At 74.1% G+C, this 19,348-nt stretch carries 8 protein-coding genes; 7 read left to right on the plus strand and 1 reads right to left on the minus strand.

Annotated features, from left to right (window positions below):
• The 7 genes from ACFZDE_RS18930 to ACFZDE_RS18960 all read left to right on the plus strand — a co-directional run bounded on the left by ACFZDE_RS18930 (window position 1) and on the right by ACFZDE_RS18960 (window position 19,051).
• Entirely contained in the window at window positions 1–3,822 is a 3,822-nt protein-coding gene (locus ACFZDE_RS18930; protein ID WP_391200855.1) for an amino acid adenylation domain-containing protein, read from the plus strand.
• On the plus strand, window positions 3,815–9,499 hold the full coding sequence (locus ACFZDE_RS18935) for an amino acid adenylation domain-containing protein (RefSeq protein WP_391200857.1): 5,685 nt from the start codon (window positions 3,815–3,817) through the stop codon (window positions 9,497–9,499). Before ACFZDE_RS18930 ends, ACFZDE_RS18935 begins: the two co-directional genes overlap by 8 nt.
• A 62-nt stretch (window positions 9,500–9,561) precedes the next feature.
• Window positions 9,562–16,851: an amino acid adenylation domain-containing protein gene (locus tag ACFZDE_RS18940; RefSeq protein ID WP_391200860.1), complete on the plus strand. Its 7,290-nt coding sequence runs from the start codon at window positions 9,562–9,564 to the stop codon at window positions 16,849–16,851.
• Window positions 16,852–16,876: 25 nt separating this feature from the next.
• Window positions 16,877–17,659 (plus strand): alpha/beta fold hydrolase, encoded by a 783-nt coding sequence (locus ACFZDE_RS18945; RefSeq protein WP_391200863.1) that lies wholly within the window; start codon window positions 16,877–16,879, stop codon window positions 17,657–17,659.
• A 59-nt stretch (window positions 17,660–17,718) separates the two neighbouring features.
• Complete coding sequence (locus ACFZDE_RS18950) at window positions 17,719–17,922, plus strand: hypothetical protein (RefSeq protein WP_391200865.1); 204 nt, start codon at window positions 17,719–17,721, stop codon at window positions 17,920–17,922.
• Complete coding sequence (locus ACFZDE_RS18955; protein WP_391200866.1) at window positions 17,919–18,440, plus strand: cysteine dioxygenase; 522 nt, start codon at window positions 17,919–17,921, stop codon at window positions 18,438–18,440. The genes ACFZDE_RS18950 and ACFZDE_RS18955 overlap by 4 nt, the downstream gene beginning before the upstream one ends.
• A gap of 50 nt (window positions 18,441–18,490) precedes the next feature.
• Entirely contained in the window at window positions 18,491–19,051 is a 561-nt protein-coding gene (locus tag ACFZDE_RS18960; protein WP_390998616.1) for a GNAT family N-acetyltransferase, read from the plus strand.
• 21 nt (window positions 19,052–19,072) lie between these two features.
• On the opposite strand, the gene ACFZDE_RS18965 is transcribed toward ACFZDE_RS18960, so the two are convergent.
• Window positions 19,073–19,300: a hypothetical protein gene (locus ACFZDE_RS18965; RefSeq protein WP_391200869.1), complete on the minus strand. Its 228-nt coding sequence runs from the start codon at window positions 19,298–19,300 to the stop codon at window positions 19,073–19,075.
• Window positions 19,301–19,348: the final 48 nt, after the last annotated feature.

Below are 19,348 nucleotides of genomic sequence, written 5' to 3' on the forward strand. Positions count from 1 at the left end.
ATGACCGCGGTCGAACCCGAGCAGATCGAGGGTTACCAGCTTTCGCCCCAGCAGGAGGCGGTGTACCTGCGGGAGGGTGCGCGCAACCGGGCCGAGCGCAGTGTGCGCTGCCCGTCGGGCATCGGTCCGGGCCCGCTGGCCGAGCGGCTGGCGGCACTGGTCGAGGAGCACGAGATCCTGCGGACCAGGTACGTGGATCTTCCCGGGCTGCGGCTGCCCGTGCAGGTGGTGGACGCGGCCGGGCCGGTGGATGTGGGGCCCGGACCGCTCGGCAGCACGCTGCTGCGGGCCGGTGAGCTCACGGTGGAGCACACCGGCAGTCCGGACGGCACCGTGCTGCGGCTCGGTCTGCCGCGGCTCAGCGTGGACCGTACGACCTGGAGCCTGATCACCGGGTTCCTGCTCGGCGGGGCGCCCCTCGGCGGTGACGCGCAGGCCGCGGAGGAGCGGCCGCAGTACGCCGACGTCGCCGGCTGGCTCGCCGATGAACTGGCCGTGCCGGACCCGGCCGAGGAGGCGGAGGCGACAGCGGTGGCACGGGTGGCGCTGCCGTTCCTCGTGCCGGGGCAGGGCGACCCCGACGCCGGGATCGAGACGATCACCCTGACGGTCGAGGGCCCCGTGCTCCAGCGGTTGCGCACCGCCGCCCGGGACCTCGACGTGGACGAGGCGTCGCTGTTGCTCGCCGCATGGCGGTCGCTGTACGCGCGCTACACGTACAACAGCGACGACCGGGTTCTGGTGATCACGGACGGGCGCTCCGCGGAGGGACTCGGCGGGATGCCGGGCCCGTTCGACCGCCCGGTGGTCACGCGTCTGCCCCTCGACCCGGAGGAGGCGTACGCGAGCGCCGCGCATGCCGCGGCCGGTGCCCTGCGGGACGCCGCGGCCAGGGAATGCCGGTGCGACCCGAAGACCGCCGTGGGCGGCGAGTCCGGTCCCGTCATCTCCTTCCGTCACCAGCGCGACGCCTGGGCCGCGGCCACCGAGCCCGGACTCCTCGACAGGTCCGACACGCCCGGCACGCTCCACCTGGAGTGCACCGAGGGCCCCGAGAGCCTGTTCCTGACCTTCGCGGCCGCCGGAACCCGGGTCGCCCCCGGTGACCTGGTAGCGCTCGCCGAGGCGTACGAGCAACTGCTCGCCGACGCCCTCACCGACCCCGGGCGGGCCGCGGGCACACTGCGCCTGGTGGCGGCCGGCGGGTCCGGGCCGTCGGCCGAACTCGCCGACGAGCAGGAGACGGTGCTGCGGCGCTTCCTTGAGCAGGCCGGGCGAACCCCCGATCTGGCAGCCGTGCGCGACGGCGACGAGACGCTGACGTACCGCGAACTGGCCGGGCGGGCCGAGGCGGTCGCTGCCGTGCTGCGCGCCCGGGGCGTGCGGGCCGGTGACCGCATACCCCTGCTGGCTCCGGCGTCCGCGGACACGCTGGCCGCCATGCTCGGCGTCTGGCTGGCCGGAGCGGCGTTCGCGCCCGTCGACCCCGCGTGGCCCACGGAGCGCATCGAGGCCGTGGTCGGGCAACTCGGTTCCGCGCCGGTGCTGGTGCCGCGGGCCGCCGCACAGGTGGCGCTCCGCGTGCCGTCGCTGCCCGTGCCGGACGCCGGTGCTCTGCCCGCCGGCCGCACGGTGGATCCGGTCACCGCCGAGGGCGCCGCGTACGTGATCTTCACCTCGGGTACCTCGGGGCTGCCCAAGGGTGTCGTAGTGGGCCACCGCCAGCTGGCCCATTACGCCGAGGCCGCCCTGGACCGGTTCGGGCTGCCGGACGGCGCCGGGTTCGCCGCCGTGTCCACGCTGGCCGCGGACCTCGCCTACACGGCCGTGTTCCCCACGCTCGCGAGCGGCGGCTGCGTCCATCTCTTCGACACGGACGTCGCCACCAGCCCGCGGGTGCTCGCCGAGCGGCTGCGCGCCCACCCGGTGGCCGCGCTGAAACTCGTGCCCTCGCACCTGTCCGCGCTGCTGGCCGAGGCCGACGACCCGCGGGAGCTGCTCCCGCGCGAGGTGCTGGTGCTCGGCGGCGAGCCACTGCCGCGCGCCCTGCTCGACCGGCTCCGCGACATCGCCCCGGAACTGCGGGTGTTCAACCACTACGGGCCTACGGAGACCACCATCGGAGCCTCGTGCCTGCCGCTGGAGGCGGCGGTCGACGAGCGGTGTTCCTCGGTGCCGGTGGGTAGCGGCCTCGGCCGGAACACGCTGACCGTCGTCGACGCCGACGGGCGGCCGGTGCCGCCGTGGTGCCCCGGCGAGGTGCTGATCAGCGGCCCCGGCGTCGCCCTCGGCTATCTGTCCGAACTGGACGAGGGCCGCACCGGTTTCGGCCGTCCCGGTGACGAGGGGGGCTACCGGTCCGGCGATGTCGGCCGACTGGTGCCCGGCTTCGGCGTCGAGATCATCGGCCGCCTCGACGACCAGGTCAAACTGCGCGGTTACCGGCTCCAGCTCGGGGAGGTCGAGGCGCTGCTGCACCGGCAGACCGGCGTGCGCGCCGCGGCCGTGGCCGCCCGTACCGACGAGAACGGCCTGGTGTCGCACCTCGACGCCTACGTCGTGGGGGCCGAGGAGGGAGGCGCCCCGTCGGTCGCGGAGCTGCGGAAGGCTCTCGGGGACGAGCTTCCCGCGGCCCTGGTCCCGAGCGGATGGCAGGTCCTGGAACGGCTGCCGCTGACCCGCAACGGCAAACTCGACCGCAAGGCCCTGGCACCGGTGCAGGCGCAGCGCACCCGGGCCGGCCGCCCGCGCGACGCCGTCGAGCAGCGTCTCCTCGTGCTGTGGTCAGAGGTGCTGGGCTTGGACGGCATCGCGCCCGAGGACGACTTCTTCGAGCTCGGCGGACACTCGCTGCGCGCCATCAAGCTGATCTCCCGCACCAACGCCGCCTTCGGCTGCCGGCTTCCGATGTCCTCGATCTTCAAGGCGCGGACCGTCGCGACCATGGCCGAGCTGGTGCGCGGCAGCGACGCGCAGGACAGCAACCTGGTGCCGCTGCGGCACGCCGAGGGCGCCGCCCCGGTCTTCTGCATCCACCCCGGTGGCGGCAGCACGCTCAGCTACTGGGAACTCGCCCGCCTGCTCCCGGCCGGCCGGCCCGTGCTCGGCGTCGAGTCCTGGGGGCTGCACGGCCGGCCGCCGCACGGGGACTTCCGGGAGATGGCCGAGAGCTACGCGGAGACGATCGCCGCGGCCTGCGACGAGCCGCCGGTCCTCATCGGCTGGTGCTACGGCGGACTGATGGCGCTGGAGACGGCCCGGGCCCTGCGCCGCAAGGGCTGCGAGGTGGCCCGTTTGGTGATCGTCGACTGCCCGGCTCCCGGCTACGGCGAGGAGGACGAGGCCGGTGACGCGCCGCAGCCCCTGACCGAGTCGGTCCTGGTCGGCCGCTTCGCCTGGCACTACGAACTCCAGCTGCCCGACGAGCTGCCCTCGGGGCCCGCGGCGTACGACCTGCTCCTGGAGGCCATGCAGAGCAACGGTCATCTGCCGCCGACCGCCGGCGGGGAGGAGCTGCGCACGCTGTTCGACGTGTACGCCTCGAACATGACCGCGCTGGAAGGGCTCCGCGAGGACATGGACGACAGCACCAGGACTCCCGACTACCCCGTCCTGCTGGTCCGTGCCGAGCCCGCCGGCGAGCCGCAGGACGAGGACCGGAGCTGGGGCTGGCGTGCGCTGGCCGGGCCCCGCCTCTCGTTCGCCTCCGTCGACGCGGACCACCACGGCATCATGCGCGCGCCCGAGGTCGGCGAGCTCGCCGACCTGGTGACGCGGGCCATCGAGGAGCCCACGGCACAGGGACGGGGCAACTGTGACTGAACGTCAGCAGCCCGCCGAGCCGTCCGCGCTCCGTCTGCCGGCGGACCGGGTGCCCTCCGCCGAGCGCCGCCGCGGCGCGCAGTCCCTCACGTTCACCCTGAGCCCGGCCACGGCTCGCCGCCTCGACGAGGTGAGCGGGGCGCACGGAGTCACCCGCGCCACGACACTCCTCGCCGTGTTCCAGCTCGTCCTGGGCCGGTACGCGGGGGTGCGGGACGTCGGCGTCGAGGTACAACTGCCGTCGGACGCCCTCTCGGGCCCCTGCGCTCAGGTCGTCACGGCGCGCTGGGAGGACGGGCAGAGCTTCGCGGAGTTCCTGCGCCGGGTGGGCGCGTGCGTACCGGCGGCTCCCGGGCCGTCCGACGGGCCCGGCACCGTGCCGTCGTTCCGGACCGAGGACCTGTCCGTGGCCTGGGAGGCGGAGCCGGCCGAGGACGCGGGGCCGGGCGCGCTGCACGGTACGGCGGTGTACGACGGTGACCTGCTCGACCGCACGACCGTCGAACGGCTTGCCGGGCACTATCTGACCTTGCTCGCAGCGGCGCTGGCCACGCCCGTGGCACGCCTCGCGGACCTGGCGCACACCACGCCCGCGGAGCGTGCGCTGCTGGCCGCGTGGGGCACCGAAGAAGGCGCGGCCCGCGCCGAGAACGTGGTGACCGCCTTCCGGGCCCGGGCCGAGGCCACCCCGGACGCCGTCGCGCTGGCCTACGGCGAGGAGACCCTCAGCTATGCCCGGCTCCGGGAACGCGCGGCGCACCTGGCGCACCTGCTCACCGAGCGCGGCGTGGGGCCGGAGAGCGTGGTCGGCCTCGCCATGGAGCGGTCGGCGTCGCTCGTCGTCGCCATGCTCGGCGTCCTCACCGCGGGTGCGGCGTACGTGCCGCTGGACCCGGGACACCCTGAAGCGCGGCTGGCGTTCATGGTGGAGGACAGCGGGGCGTGCCTCGTGCTCGCCGACCGGGACGTCGACTTCGCCGGCGGGGTGCCGGTCCTGCGGGCCGACACACTGCCCGCACCGCGTCCCGTCCCCTCCCGGGCCTTGGGGCAGGCGCCCGCGGTGCATCCGGAGCAGCAGGCGTGTGTGCTCTACACCTCCGGATCCACCGGCCGCCCCAAGGGCGTCGCGATCACCCACCGGGGGATCGTGCGCCTCGTGTGCGACGCGGACTACCTCGGCTTCGGGCCCTCCGACGTCGTCGCGCAGGTGGCCAACACCTCCTTCGACGCGGCCACCTGGGAGGTCTGGGGCGCGCTGCTGAACGGCGCCCGGCTGGTCGGGATCAACAAGGACGAGGTGCTCACGCCCGGCCTGCTCCGCGCCCGTGTCGAGGAGCACGGCGTCACCGCGATGCTGCTCACCACCGCCCTCTTCCACCGGTGCGTGGACACCGAGCCGGCCATGTTCGCCTCGCTGCGCACCCTCTTCTTCGGCGGCGAGGCGGCGGACCCGCGGCGGGTGCTGGCCCTGCGCTCTGCCGTGCCCGGGCTGCGGCTGGTGAACGCGTACGGCCCCACCGAGGGCACCACCATCGCCGGCACGTACGACGTCGTGGATCCGGTGCCGGACGCGGTCCGTGTGCCCATCGGCCGGCCCATCGCCGGCACCCGTCTGCACGTGCTCGACCCGTACGGTCGGGAGTCCGGCATCGGCGTGCCCGGCGAGCTGTACATCGGCGGGGCGGGCATCGCGCGCGGCTACGTCGGACGGCCCGACCTGACCGCGGAGCGGTTCGTGCCGAGCCCGTTCGGGGTGGGTGAGCGCCTGTACCGTACCGGTGACGTGGTGCGCTGGCGCGAGGACGGTGCGCTCGAGTACCTGGGCCGCGCCGACACGCAGGTGAAGATCCGGGGCGTGCGTATCGAGCCCGACGAGATCGCCGGGGTGCTCTCCACGCACCGGGACGTGCGGGCGTCCGTCGTCGACGTCCAGGGCGCGGACGGCTCCGAGCGGCTCGTCGCGTACGTCGTGCCGCGGGGCGAGCGGCGGGCCACGCCGCGCGAGCTGCGCGCGTACGCCGCGTCCCGGCTGCCCGAGGCGATGGTGCCCGCCAGGTACGTCACGCTGCCGGAACTGCCGGTCACCCCGAACGGCAAGCTGGACCGCCGCGCCCTGCCCGTGCCGTCGGACGAGGACGGTGTGCAGGCCGAGACGTACGTCGCGCCGCGCGGCGCGACCGAGGAACTCGTCGCGCAGGTCTGGGGCGACCTCCTGGGCGTCCCGAGGATCTCCGCCCAGGACGACTTCTTCGCGCTCGGCGGTCACTCCCTCCTCGCGACGCAGGCCGTCGCACGCGTCGCCGCACGGCTCGGCGTGGAACTCGGCGTCCGCGCGGTCTTCGAGGCGCCGACGGTCGAGGGGTTCGCCGCGCGCGCCGCGGCGGCCCGCCGCGCGGACACCCACCTGCCCGTCGCCGCCACCGGCGACGGCCCGCACGCGCTGTCCTTCGCCCAGCGGCGCCTGTGGTTCCTGGACCGGCTGGCCCCGGGCAGCCCGCTGTACAACGTGCCGCTGGTGCTCGCCGTCGACGGTCCGCTCGACGTGGCCGCTCTCGGCGAAGGGGTCCGGGAGCTGGTACGGCGGCACGCCTCGCTGCGCACCCGGCTCGTGGCGGACGGCGACGAGCCGCTCCAGGTGGTCGACGCGGACGCGGAACTACCCCTCCGGGTCGAGGACCTGCGGCAGCTGCCGGAGGCGCTGCGCGAGCGTGAGGCCGACGAGCGCGCGCGGCGCGAGGCCGAAGAGCCCTTCGATCTGGCCCGTGGGCCGTTGGCCCGGGTCCGTCTGCTGCGCCTCGCCGAGGAGCGTCATCGGCTGCTGCTCACGATGCACCATGCCGTCTCCGACGGCTGGTCGGTGGGGGTCCTGATCCGCGACCTCGGCGCGCTGTACGCGGCGGCGCGGGACGGCGCGGCGGCGGTCCTGCCGCCCCTCCCGGTCCAGTACGCGGACTACGCGCGGTGGCAGCGGCGCTTCCTGGACGCCGGCGCGCGCGACGAGCAACTCGTGTACTGGAAGGAGCGTCTCGCGGGGGTGCCGGCAAGTCTCGACCTGCCGGTCGACCGCCCGCGTCCCGCCGTACCCCGGAACTCGGGGGAGGCGTTCCCGCTGCGGCTGACCCCTGAGCTCACCGAGCGCCTCGGCGAGGTGAGCCGGGCGCACGGCGTGACCCGTTTCATGACGCTCCTGGCCGTGTTCCAGCTCCTCCTGGGCCGGTACGCGGACGCGCGGGACGTCAGCGTCGGCACACCGGTGTCCGGGCGCACCCGCCCGGAGTTCGAGGAGCTCGTCGGCTTCTTCGTGAACACGCTGGTGCTGCGCACGTGCTGGGAGGACGGGCTCACCTTCGCGGAGTTCCTCGCCCGGGTGCGGGAGACCACGCTGGGTGCCTACGAGCACCAGGACGTGCCGTTCGAGCAGATCGTGGAGGCGGTACGGCCGCCACGTGACCCGAGCCGGACGCCGTTGTTCCAGGTGATGCTGGCGATGCAGAACGCCCCCGCGGGCACCACGGCGCTGCCCGGCCTGACCGTGTCACTGCGCGAAGGCCCGGTCAGGGTCGCCAAGTTCGACCTGACCGTGGCGTGGGAGGAGGCGTCGCTGGACTCCGGCGAACTGTGCGGTTCGGTCGAGTACGACGTCGACCTCTTCGACCGCGCGACGGTCGAGCGGATGATGCGGCACTACGTCATGCTGCTCGGCTCCGCGCTCGCCGCGCCGGACGCCCGCCTGACCGAACTGGAGATGATCGGCGCCGAGGAACTCACCGCCCTGGTCGGGCCGGTGGCCGAGGCGCCCCGGCGGCCGGACGCCACACTGCACGGGCTCGTGGACGCCGCGGCCGCCCGTACGCCGGAGTGCACGGCACTGGTGCAGGGCCAACGGTCGATCGGCTACGCGGAGCTGCGCGAGCGCTCGGACGCCGTGTGCGCGTATCTGCGCGCGCACGGGGTGGGCGCCGGTGACACGGTCGTCGTGCGGATGGACCGCTGCCTGGCGTGGCCCGCCGCACTGCTCGGCGTGCTCAAGGCGGGCGCCGCGTACGTCCCCGTCGACCTGGGCACGCCGCCGGAACGCCTCGGTCACGTGCTGCGTGACGCGCGGGCCGCCCTGGTCCTCGGGTCGCGCGCGGACGGCGCGCCACCGCGGGTGACGGTGCCCTTCGCCGCGGTGGAGGACGCCTTCGAGGCCGGGGCCGACCTGCCCGCCGGGGAGCACGCCGCGCATGCCGCGGCGACCGCGTACGTGCTGTACACCTCCGGCACGACGGGCCGCCCGAAGGGTGTGTGCGTCAGTCACGCGAACCTCGTGCACACGCTGGAGGCGGTCGCGGAGCGGTACGGACTCGGCGCGGAGGACCGAGTCCTGCAGTTCGCGTCGCTCACCTTCGACGTGGCGGCGGAGGAGCTCTTCGCGAGCCTCGTCCGCGGCGCGACCGTCGTCCTGCTGCCGACGGGGCCTGTGCCCGGCATCGCCGAGCTGACGTCCCTGGCCCGGCGGGAACGCCTTTCGGTGCTCAACCTGCCGGGGTCGTACTGGCACGAGTGGGTGTCCGCCCTGGACCGGCACCCGCCGGCGGCGTGCGACGCGCTGCGCCTGGTGATCGTCGGCAGTGAACGTGTCGACGGCGGCAAGCTCGCCGAGTGGCAGGCCGTCGCGCCCGCGCACATTCGCCTGCTCAACGCCTACGGTCCGACCGAGACGACGATCACGGCGACCGTCCACGAGCCGTCCGCCACAGCGGTGCCGGGGCGGGCGCCGGGCGGCACCGTACCGATCGGCAGGCCGCTGCCCGGGGTGCGCGCCTATGTGCTGGACGCCGCGCTGCGGCCGGTTCCGCGGGGGGTGCCCGGCGACCTGTACCTCGCGGGCCCCGGCGTCTCGTACGGCTATCTCGGCGACCCCGGACGTACCGCCGGGTCCTTCCTGCCGGACCCCTGGGGGCGGCCCGGCGAGCGCATGTACGCCACCCAAGACCGTGCCCGCTGCGGCGCCGACGGCGAACTGGAGTTCCTCGGACGCGCCGACGACCAGATCAAGCTGCGCGGCTTCCGCATCGAACTCGGCGAGATCGAGGCCGCCCTCGCCACGCACCCGGGGGTGCGGGACGCGGCGGCGGTGCTGCGCGAGGACATCCCCGGCCGGCCCGAGCTCGTGGGATACGTGGCGCTCACCGACGCCACGTCGGAGGCGGGGCTGCGCGCGCACCTGGAGCGGCGGCTGCCGGGCTACATGGTGCCCACCGCGATCGTCACGCTCGACCGGCTGCCCCGCAACGAGCGCGGCAAGACCGACCGGCGCGCCCTGCCGGCCCCCACCCGCCCGGAGCGGCCGACCGCGGTGCCGGACGCGCCCATGGGTGAGGTGGAGCGTGTGGTCGCCTCGATCTGGCGGGAGATCCTCGCCGCCGAGCACGTCGGCGTGGACGACAACTTCTTCGAACTGGGCGGCCACTCGCTCCTCGTGGTGCGGGTGCAGTCGCGGCTGACCGAGACGCTCGGCACGACGGTGCCGGTGGTCGACCTGTTCCGGTTCCCGACGGTGCGCTCCCTCGCCCGGCACCTCGCCGGCGAGGTGCCCACGGCGGCAGCGGGCGGCGAGGGGCGCCGTCGCGCCGCCGCCCGGCGGCAGCGGCAGGGGGCTCGGGCGGCGAGGACCAGGAGGCAGACGACATGAGACCGCAGGCGCTGCGGACGGATGTGCGGCCACCGATGACGGACTACTTGGAGACAGAAGCGATGAGCAGCGAAAATCACCTGCCCGCCGGCGCCGTTGCCGTCGTCGGCATGGCCCTCAGGGTCCCCGGCGCGGACTCGCCGGACGCCTTCTGGCGCAACCTGCGCGACGGCGTGGACAGCGTCACGACGCTCACGGACGAGGAACTCCTCGCCGATGGCGCGGCCCCCGAGGACCTCGCGCACCCGGATCATCGTCCGGCGCTCGGCGTCCTCGAAGCGATGGACCGCTTCGACGCCCGGTTCTTCGGGTTCTCCCCGCGCGAGGCCCAGATGCTCGATCCGCAGGCCCGGATCTTCCTGGAGTGCGCCTGGGAGGCCCTGGAGCACGCGGGCCGGCCCTCGGACGCGACCGACGCGGTCACCGGCGTCTACGCGGGTGTGGGGGAGAGCGCCTATCTGCGCCACAACCTCCTGGCCCACGACGGCCTCGTCGAGCGCATCGGCGCCTTCCAGACCTCCATCGGCAACGACAAGGACTTCGTGCCGACCCGGGTCTCCTACAAGCTGAATCTGCGCGGCCCGAGCGTCAGCGTGCAGACCGGCTGTTCCACCTCGCTGGTGGCGGTGCACACCGCGTGTCAGGCCCTGATCGGCGGCGAGTGCGATGTCGCACTCGCCGGCGGGGCGACCGTCGTCCCGCACCGGCGCGGTTACCGGTACGAGGAGGGCGGCGTCCTGTCCGCCGACGGCCGCTGCCGTGCCTTCGACGCCACCGCGTCCGGCACCGTGCCGGGCAGCGGTGCCGGTGTCGTGGTCCTCAAGCGCCTCGCGGACGCCCTCGCGGACGGCGATGTCATCCACGCCGTGATCCGCGGTTCCGCGATCAACAACGACGGCGACCGCAAGGTCGGCTTCACCGCCCCGAGTGTCGAGGGACAGGCCGACGTGATCGCGGAGGCCCTCGACGTCGCGGAGGTCGATCCGGCCACCGTGTCGTACGTGGAGGCCCATGGCACCGGCACGCAGCTCGGCGACCCCATCGAGGTGGCCGCCCTCAAGCATGCCTTCGCCGACGCGGGCGCCGCGCACCGCTGCGCCCTCGGCTCGGTGAAGACCAACATCGGCCACCTCGATACCGCCGCGGGCGTGGTCGGCCTGATCAAGACGGTGCTGGCGCTCAAGGCCCGGGAGCTGCCGCCGTCCCTCCACTACACCGAGCCGAACCCGCAACTCGGCCTGGACGAGGGCCCGTTCCACGTCAACGCGGTCCTCACGCCGTGGCGCGGCGACCTGCTGCGCGCCGGCGTCAGCTCGTTCGGCATCGGCGGCACCAACGCCCATGTGATCCTCGAGGAGGCGCCCGAGCGCTCCGCCGCCGGACCGGGGCGCGCCCGGCAGGTCCTGCCCCTCTCGGCCGCCACGGCCACCGCGCTCGACAGCGCCGCCGCGGAACTCGCCGCCCATCTGCGGGCGCACCCGGGGCAGCGTCTCGACGAGGTGGCGTACACGCTGCAGCGCGGCCGCTGGACCCTGCCGTACCGGCGTTTCGTGGTGGCCGGTGACACGGAGGAGGCGGCCGAGGCGCTGAGCGGGCCCGCCCCGGCGCGCCCGGCCGAGCCCGAGACGGACCGGGACCGCGAGGTCGTGTTCGCCTTCCCGGGGCAGGGCGCACAGCGCGTCGGCATGGGGCTCGCCCTGTACGAGCGCGAGCCGGTCTTCCGGGCGGAGGTCGACCGGGCCGCCGAGATCCTCCTCCCGGTCCTCGGCGAGGACCTGCGCCGCCTGCTGTACCCCGGTGAGGCGGAGCGGGAGGCCGCCCAGGACAAGCTCCGGCGGACCGAGTACGCGCAGCCCGCTCTCTTCGTCGTGGAGCACGCCCTCGCCCGGCTGTGGATGTCCTGGGGCATCCGGCCGGCGGCCATGCTCGGACACAGCCTCGGTGAGTTCGTGGCCGCGTGCCTGGCGGGCGTCATGGCGTACGAGGACGCGCTGCGGCTGGTCGCCGTCCGCGGCCGGCTGATGCAGGGCGCACCCGCCGGCGCGATGGCGGCCGTGCCGCTTCCGGAGGCCGAGGTCCTGCCGCTGCTCGGCGCGGAGGTGGCCCTCGCCGCGGTGAACGGTCCGCGCGAGTGCGTGGTGTCCGGTCCCTTCGAGGCGGTCGCCGCCGTCGAGGAGCGCCTCGCTGAGCGCGGCGTCACCACGAAGCGGTTGCGCACCTCGCACGCCTTCCACTCGCGGATGATGGACGACGCCGCCGACGCGTTCGAGGCGGAGGTCGCACGCGTCGCGCTGGTGGCCCCCCGGATCCCCTTCGTGTCCGACGTGACCGGCGCGTGGATCACCGACGAGGAGGCCACGAGCCCGGCCTACTGGGCCCGCCACCTGCGTTCCACGGTGCGGTTCGGTGACGGGCTGCGCACGGTGTGCCGTCCCGGCGCGACGCTGCTCGAGGTCGGCCCGGGCCAGGTCCTGACGGGCCTGGTGCGCGGCGCGAGCGACCTGCACGGGGCGGTCGCCTCGCTGCCGGCGGCCGGTCCCGACACCGACGCCGAGACGGAGGTGCTGACCGCCGCCGGAGAGCTCTGGCGCCTGGGCGCGCCCCTGGTGTGGGAGGCGCTGCACGGCGAGCAGACGCCGTCGCGCACCGTGCTCCCGACCTACCCCTTCGAACGCGAGCGGTACTGGGTCGATCCGCCGCGCGGAACCCGCACGGCGCGCGCCAACCCGGACGGCCTGGCGGTGCGGGGCTTCCGCCGGGTGGGCCCGGCGGCGCCCGCGGGGGCCCGGGACGGCGCGGCACCGGCCGCCTGGCTGCTGGTCACGGGCCCGGCCGGTGCTCCCGGCGGCCTCGCCGAGCGCCTGCGCGGCACGCACCGCCGGGTGCTGGAGGTCCCGGCCGGTGCCGTCGGCACCCAGGAACACTGGGAGCGGGTCCTCGGCTCTTCGCTCCCCGCGGACGAGCGGATCGAGGGGGTGCTCCACGCGGCGCTGCTCGGCACCGGCACCGAGGGGCGCGCCGATGGCACAGCGGAGGAGCTGGAGTCGCTGGAACGGGCCCTCGCGGCCCGGGGGGACGACGCCGCGCGGCTCGTGGCCGTGGTGTCCGGCGCGTTGGACGTCACCGGTGAGGAGCCGCTCGCTCCCGCGATCGGCGCGCTGGCCGCGTGGGCCCGCGCCGGACGGCGACCGGGCTCCCGGGTGCTCCTCGACGTGACCGCGCCCGGGACACCGGCGGCCGCCCGCAGGCTGGCCGCCGCGCTGCTCACGGAGATCGGCGGCACGCCCGGGGAGCCCGTGGTCGCGTTCCGTGGCGGACACCGCTTCGTGCCGGACCTGGAGCCCCTCGACACCGCGGAGGGCGCTGACACCGGCCGGGACGGTGCGCGCTACGCGGCGGCGGGTGACGAGCGGATCGCGGCCGTGTTCGGCCGGGCCCTGGCGCGAGCGGGAGCCACGGTGACCCCGCTGTCCGAGACCGCGGCCGTACCGTCCACCGTCCTGGTGCTGCTCGACGCGACGGCTCCGCGGGCCTGTGCGCTGGACGCGTTGGAGAGCGCCGCCGCGGCGGTCGCCCGAACGCCGGAGGGCACCGTGCCGGCCTGCGAGGTCCATCTCGTGGGCGGCGCCGGCTTCGACCCGTCCCGCTCGTCCGTCGCCGCCGTCGTCGAGACGCACGTCGCGCTGCTGTGCCGCGAGTCCGGGATCCCGTGGACCAGCTTCGTCTGGGCCGGGGCTGACCACGCCACGGTCGAGCGCCGGGCGGCGCGCGTGGTGGGCTCGGCCGCCGGTGGTTGTCAGGTGGTGGTGGAACCGACGGCCGATCTCGCGCCGGACCCCGAGCCCGCCGCGCGGACCGCCGCTCCCGAGGGCCGCGCCGACCGGGCCGACGACATCGAGCGTCAGGTCGCCGCGATCTTCTCGGACCTCCTCGGAGTGGCCGACATCGCGGCGGACACCAACTTCTTCGAGCTGGGCGGCCACTCCCTGCTCGCGGCGCAGTTCGTCGCGCAGGTCCGCACGGTGTGCGGCGTCGAGGTCCCGCTGCGCACGTTCGTCGGTGAGCCGACGATCCGCGGCCTGGCCGCCGCCGTGCGCGCCGCCCGCGCCGAGGCCGGGGACGTTCTGCTGGAGGCGCTGCCGACCGTGGTGCCGGACCCCGCGAACGAAGGCGAGCCCTTCCCGCTGACGGATGTTCAGCAGGCGTACTGGATCGGCCGTACCGGCGTCTTCGAGATCGGCAACGTCGGGATGCACGGGTACGAGGAGTTCGACGTCCAGGACCTGGACCTGCCGCGCATGCAGCAGGCGCTGCGCCGGCTCATCCAGCGGCACGGCATGCTCCGGGCCGTGGTGCTCCCGCACGGTGAGCAGCAGATCCTGACCGATGTCCCCGACTACGTCATCGAGGCGGAGGATCTGCGCGGGCTGCCCGGGGACGAGGTGAGCGCGGCGCTCGAGAGCACCCGCGCGGTGATGTCCCACCAGAACTTCGAGGCCGACCGCTGGCCGCTGTTCGAACTGCGCGCCTCGGTCCTCGACGACGGCCGCACCCGGCTGCACTACAGCATCGACGGCCTGCTCACCGATGCCCGGGCCTCCAACGTCCTGCTGCGCGAACTCGCCCACCTCTACGAGCACCCGGACGTCGAGCTGCCCGCGCTGGAACTGTCGTTCCGGGACTACGTGCTGGCGGAGAAGGACCTGGAGTCCTCCGAGCTGTACCGCCGCGCGGAGACCTACTGGAAGGAGCGGATCCCCGGCCTCGCGACCGCTCCGGAGCTGCCGCTGGCCTGTGACCCGCGCACTGTCGACTTCCCGCACTTCAAGCGGGTGGAGGGCAAGCTGCCCCGGGAGACCTGGGAGCGCGTCAAGTCAAGGGCGTCGCAGCGGGGGATCACCCCCACGGCCCTGCTGCTGGCGGCCTACAGCGAGGCGCTGGCCACCTGGTCGAAGAACCGCCGCTTCACGCTCAACCTCCCCATGGCGAACCGGCTTCCGCTCCACCCGGAGGTGGACGCCATCGTCGGTGACTTCACCTCGGTGACGCTGCTGGAGGTCGACGCGGCGAGCGAGGCCTCGTTCGAGGCGCGCGCCTGCGCCGTGCGGGACCGGCTCATCACCGACATCGACCACCGGGTGTTCAGCGGTGTCCGCGTCATACGCGAGATGAAGAAGGTGCGCGGGGACGCGGCGGCGGCCATGCCGGTCGTGTTCACCAGCCTCTTCCTCGACCACGGCCAGGACACTCCCATCGGAGAAGTGGCGTACAGCATCTCGCAGACCCCGCAGGTCTGGATCGACGCGCAGGTCTACGAGGTGGACGGTGCGCTGGCGTTCGACATCGACGCGGTCGAGCAGCTCTTCCCCGAGGGTCTGGTCGGCTCGATCCACGCGGCAACCCTGGAACTGCTCAAGTGGCTCGCGGGGGACGAGGAGAACTGGAGCCGGCCCGCGCCGCTGCTCGTGCCGCGCGCCGAACTGGCCGAGCGGGAGGCGTACAACCGGACCGAGGGCCCGCTGCCGTCGGGCCTGCTGCACGCGCCGTTCTTCACCGCGGCGGCCGCGACGCCCGAGCGCATCGCCGTCGTCACGCCGGGCCGCACCCTCAGCTACGGAGAACTCGCCGCCCGGGCCGGTGGCATCGCCCGTCGTCTCACCGGCCTCGACGTCCGCCCCAACGACCTGGTGGCCGTGGTGATGGAGAAGGGCTGGGAGCAGTGCGCCGCCGTCCTCGGCATCCTCGCCGCCGGCGCCGCGTACCTGCCCATCGACCCCGAACTGCCCGATGAGCGGGTCCGTCTCCTGCTCGAACACGGACAGGCCCGCGCGGTCCTCACCCAGGGCCGGGTCGCACAGGGCGGGGAGGACCGCTTCGCCGGGGTGCAGGCCGTGTTCCGGGTCGATGAACTCCCTCTGGAGGAGGACGCGGCCGACGGTCTGCGGCTGGACGGCCCCGCCACGCCGGGTGATCTCGCCTACGTCATCTTCACCTCGGGCTCGACGGGCCTGCCGAAGGGCGTGATGATCGACCACCGCGGTGCTCTGAACACGGTGGCCGACATCAACGACCGCTTCGGTGTCGGGGCGGACGACCGGGTCCTGGCCCTGTCCTCGCTCAGCTTCGACCTGTCGGTGTACGACGTCTTCGGCCCGCTGGCGGTCGGCGGTGCCGTCGTCATGCCGGACGCCGGTGCGCACCGTGATCCGGCGGCCTGGCTGGAGCTGCTGGAAACGGCCCGGGTCACCCTCTGGAACTCGGTGCCGGCGCTGATGGAGCTGCTCGTCGAGCACATGAGTGTGAAGGAGGCGACCAGCACGGCGCTGCGGCTCGTGATGCTCAGCGGCGACTGGCTGCCCGTCACGCTGCCGGACCGCATCCGACGGGCGCTCGGCGCTCCCGAGGTCGTCAGCCTCGGCGGTGCGACGGAGGCCTCGATCTGGTCCATCCTCTACCCGATCGGGGAGGTGCCGTCCGACTGGCCCAGCATTCCGTACGGCAGGCCGATGCGGAATCAGACGTTCCATGTCTTGGACGACGCGCTCCGGCCCCGGCCGACCGGCGTCCCGGGCCAGCTCTACATCGGCGGCGTGGGTCTGGCGCAGGGCTATCTGCGCGACGAGGCCAAGACCAAGGGCTCCTTCGTCGTCCACCCGGAGACCGGCCTGCGTCTCTACCGGACCGGAGACCTCGGTCGCTTCCTGCCGAGCGGCGACATCGAGTTCCTCGGCCGCGAGGACTTCCAGGTCAAGGTGCAGGGCTACCGCATCGAGCTCGGCGAGATCGAGACCGCGATCACACAGCACCCGGACGTCCGGGCGGCGGTGGCCGTGGTCCAGGGGGAGCCGCGCGGCGCGAAGCGGCTGGTCGCCTTCGTCGTCCCGCAGACGGCGCACGGTGTGCCCCGGGATCTGCGCGACTTCCTCGGGACCAAGCTGCCCCGCTACATGGTGCCGGACGTCTACGTGGAGATCGACGGCCTGCCGCTCACCGCGAACGGCAAGGTGGACCGCCGGGCCCTGGTCGTCCCCGAACATGCGGTCGAGGAGGCCGCGCCGCCCTACGAGGCGCCGCGGACACCGGTCGAGGAGGCCATCGCCGGGATCTGGGCAAGCATGCTCCAGGTCGAGCGCGTCGGCGTTCACGACAACTTCTTCGCCCTCGGCGGGGATTCACTCATGGCCATGCGCGCGGTGGTCCGCCTGCGCAAGGCACTGGGCGCCGAACTGCCGATCCGCGTCCTGTTCGACAACCAGACGCTGGAGGACACTGCGTCCGTCGTCGAGGACCACATCCTCGCCGAGATCGAGGAACTGACCGAGGAAGAAGCTCAGGCGCTGCTCGCCGACTGAGCCGATCTGTCACGGAGACCTCAACGTGAACCGAACCGCAACCCCCCGCGCGACGCGCGCCCACGGCTGGATCGTGGGCGCGCGGCGCCCGGCCCCGCCGGCCGTCCGCCTCTTCTGCCTCCCGTACGCCGGAGGCGGTGCCTCGACCTACGCCGCCTGGCCCGGCCTGCTCCCGGATGGCATCGAAGTCTGCCCCGTCGAACTCCCGGGCCGGCTGACCCGCTGGGGCGAGAAGGCCTTCACAGAGGCCGAGCCCCTGGTCGAGACACTCGCCACCGCGCTGGAGGGCGAACTCGACGTGCCCTACGCACTCTTCGGGCACAGCATGGGCGGCCTCCTGGCGTTCGAACTGGCCCGGACGCTGCGCAGGCGCGGCGCCGGCGACCCGCGCGTCCTCTTCGTCTCCGGCAGCCCCGCACCCCAGCTCCCGCGCCGGCTGCCGCCGATTCACGACCAGCCGGACGACGTCGTGGTGGCCAGGCTGCGCGACCTGGGCGCCGTACCGGAGGACGTCTACGCCGAACCGGAGCTGCTCGAACTGCTCATGCCGACCATCCGTGCGGACTTCTCGGTCGTCGAGACGTACGCGCACCGGCCCGAGCCCCCACTCGGGTGCCCCGTCGTGGCCTTCGCGGGGACGGAGGACCGGGAAGTGCCGCCCGAGCTGACGGCCTCCTGGCACGAGCAGACGACGGGCCGTTTCACTCGCCACGTTCTGCCCGGCGACCACTTCTTCCTGCACGGCGAGCGGACCGCTCTGCTGGACACGGTCCGCGCCGCGCTGACGGCGGCCTCCGGACGGCCGTGAGCGGTCGTGGGGCGCCTGATCGACCCGATGAATCCGACCCGGACGAAAGGAAACCAGTGATGGACCCGACCGAGGCCTGTGGCCTGATGCTTCCCCGCTGCTGCGCCCACCTGATGACTCGGGGCGACGGTCCGCCCACGGCCCGCACCCCCGCCGTCACCGCCCCCGCGGGCCTCTCGGCCCGGGCCGGTGCCGCGGAGTACGGGAGTGCCGCCGAGCCCTCCGTGCTCCGGCTCCCGGCGTCGCGGGCGGTCGGTGCGTGAACGACAGCGACCTGAAGATCGCCGGCGACATCCTCGAAGTCCCGCACCTCCTGAAGCCTCCGCGGGAACACCCGGTCACCGTCGCGGAGTTCGTCGGCCTGGCCCGCGCCATCGCCGCCGACCGCTTCCAATGGGAGCCCCTCGTGCGGTACGACGCCACGACGCGCTGGTACCACCGTCTGCGCACGGGCCAGGGTTACGAGGTGTGGCTGCTGTCCTGGGTGCCCGGTCAGGGCAGCGCACTGCACGACCACGGCCGCTCCTGCGGGGTGCTGACCGTCCTGGAGGGCACCCTGACCGAGCGGACGCCGACAGGAAGGCGCGTGCTGCGTACGGGCGCGCAGCGGGTGTTCGCGCCGGGGTGTGTGCATCAAGTCGTCAACGAGGCGCTGGAACCGGCGGTGAGTCTGCACGTCTACTACCCGGGCCTGACCGAGATGGCGACACACACCCCCCGACTCCGAGGCGCGCACGCGGCGGTGTCCGGTGACAGTCCGGAAGACCTGGTGAGCCGATGACCGCCCCGGATATGCTGCCCCGTCTTGTCAGGCCAGGGAGGAACCCCACCATGAGCGGCACCTCGATACCCTTTCCCGAGCGGATCGAGCTCGCGGGGGAAGGCCTCGTACTGCGCGACTGGACGGAGGCGGACCTGGCCGCGATGCCGGATCTGTTCGACCATCCGGACATCGCGTACTGGACGCCGATCGTCTCGCCCTTCGACGAAGCGGTCGCTCGCGCACGGCTGGACCGGGATCGGCAGATGCGGGCGGAGGGCACGACCATCCTGCTCGCCATCACCGTCGACGGCCGCGCGCCGCTCGGCGAGGTGATGCTGCGGCGCACCCCCGAGGGCGCAGAGATCGGCTACGTGGTCGGCCCGGCGCACCGCGGCCAGGGGCTGGCCGCACGGGCGGTCCGGGTGATGGCCGAGTATGCCTTCGCACAGCTGGGCGTGGGACAGGTGGTCCTGGAGCTGGAGGCCGAGAACGCCGCGAGCGTCGCGGTGGCCACCAAGGCGGGCTTCAGGCTCCTCGACGTGCCGCTGATCCAGGGGGAGGAGAAGGGACGGCCCTATGCCCTGCAGACGTGGGGCCTGCTGCCGGACGGCAGCGGACGTCCGGCGTGAGCTTCCCGCACGAGGAAGCTCTCAGGCCTGGTCGGCCTGGTCGGCCGGGTCGGCCGGGTCGGTCGGGGCGTCGCCGAGGGTTCGCCCCGAGGTGAAGCGGTCCCGTACGACCGGGGCGTCGAGGAGGCGGGCGGGGTAGCCGGGGCCGGTGCGGGCGGTGATGTCCCGGGGGTGCCGGGGCTCGCCGCAGGCGGAGCAGACGACCCGGGCCTCGGTGTCGTGGCCGCAGGGCGTGTGGCGCAGCACCACCGGGGTGCCCTCGTCGTCGGCCGGCCGGCGGTCGCCCCGGGCGTTGAT

The sequence above is a fragment of the Streptomyces sp. NPDC007929 genome, from assembly GCF_042959065.1.
In the GTDB taxonomy this organism is placed as follows: Bacteria; Actinomycetota; Actinomycetes; order Streptomycetales; family Streptomycetaceae; genus Streptomyces.